Origin of the sequence: Rhizobium sp. BR 249, from assembly GCF_047445895.1 — a bacterium.
In the GTDB taxonomy this organism is placed as follows: Bacteria; Pseudomonadota; Alphaproteobacteria; order Rhizobiales; family Rhizobiaceae; genus Rhizobium.
Genome location: NZ_JARWKX010000053.1, coordinates 1 through 1,605, shown reverse-complemented (window position 1 = coordinate 1,605; position 1,605 = coordinate 1). Strand labels below are relative to the sequence as shown.

The window sequence follows — 1,605 nt, the reverse complement described above, 5'->3', positions numbered from 1 at the left end:
GTAKGTGCCTGATGTCGTCGGCGTGCCGGAGAAGGTGCGCGTCGTGGCGTTGAAGGCGAGCCAGGCGGGCAGCGCCGTGCCGTCGGCGGCGGTTGCCGCATAGGCCAGCGTTTCGTTGCTGTCGACATCGCTGAAGGTGGTCGTCGGCAGCGTGAAGGAGAAGGCGGAGCCGACGGTGGCGTTCTGGCCGGCGGTCTGGACGGCGAGCACCGGCGCGTCGTTGGCGCCGTGGATGGTGACGGTGAGGTTTGCCGTTGATGTGGCGCCCGACGTATCGCGCATCGTGTAGCTGAAGACATCGCTCAGCGTGTTGGTGGACAGGCGCAGCGCCTGCACGGCGCTGTTGGCCTCGTTGACGGTATAGTTATAGACGCCCGATGCGTTGAGCACGAGGCTGCCATAGGCGCCGTTGAGCGACGAACCGAGCGTGCCTGACGTCGCGCCGAAGCTGACCGCCGTCACCGTCTTGGTATCGCCGGTATCCGGATCGGTGTCATTGGTGAGCACGTTGCCGCTGGCGGCCACGCCGCCCGAGCCGTTGGCAACGCCGCCTTTCTCGGTCGCGTCTCCCGCATCGGCAACCGCTGTCGGTGTGTTGTTGGGAGATGATGGCCGGAAGACCACATCCGCAAAATAATTGGCAGCGTTGAAGGTGGCATTCGGGAAAATGCTCGTGGTCGCGGTTCCGCCATAGGCATAGACGCCATTGCCGCCAGCGACGGCGCTCGACTGAGCCGTCAGCGGACCGCTGGTGACGGCGGTCGTATAGAAATTGTTCGTCGCCACGTAAGCGCCTGTCGTGTGGTAGGAGGCGATGTAGGTGGTGTTGGCGGCGATGGTAAAGGGCGTCGTGAAGTTCACCGTCTGCCAGCCGCTCGCGGTGGTGTTGCTGAAGGTGGCGGTGGCAAGCCTGGTGCCGGTGGTGGTCCACAGRTCGACGACGTTCTGGCCGTTGTCGTTGGCGCTGCGGTAGAACTTGATGCCGGTAATGTCACCGGCGACGTTCGACTGGAACTTGACGCCGAGCCCGAGCTGCTGGCCGTCATTGAGGTTCGTCTGGGCCGGCGTGCTGGAAGCGTTGAACAGGCTGTAGGTCGTAGGCGCCACTGTCGCGGTGATATTGAAGGTCTCGTTGGTCGAGAGACCGCCGAGATCGGTGGCCGTCACCCTGACGCCGTATGTGCCTGCTGTCGTCGGTGTGCCGGAGAAGGTGCGCGTCGAGGCGTTGAAGGCGAGCCAGGCGGGCAGCGCCGTGCCGTCGGCGGCGGTTGCCGCATAGGCCAGCGTTTCGTTGCTGTCGACATCGCTGAAGGTGGTGGTCGGCAGCACGAAGGAGAAGGCGGAGCCGACGGTGGCGTTCTGACCGGCGGTCTGGACGGCGAGCACCGGCGCGTCGTTGGCGCCATGGATGGTGACGGTGAGGTTTGCCGTGGCGATGGCGCCCGAGGTATCGCGCATCGTGTAGCTGAAGACATCGCTCAGCGTGTTGGTGGACAGGCGCAGCGCCTGCACGGAAGCATTGGTCTCGTTGACGGTATAGTTATAGACGCCCGATGCGTTGAGCACGAGGCTGCCATAGGCGCCGTTGAGCGACGAACCGAGCGT

Annotated in this window: 1 protein-coding gene; it reads right to left on the bottom strand. The window is 64.6% G+C overall.

The annotated features are described in order from the left end of the window. On the bottom strand, window positions 1-1,605 hold a 1,605-nt coding region (locus QD408_RS27105), incomplete at both ends, for a DUF4082 domain-containing protein (RefSeq protein ID WP_414141426.1).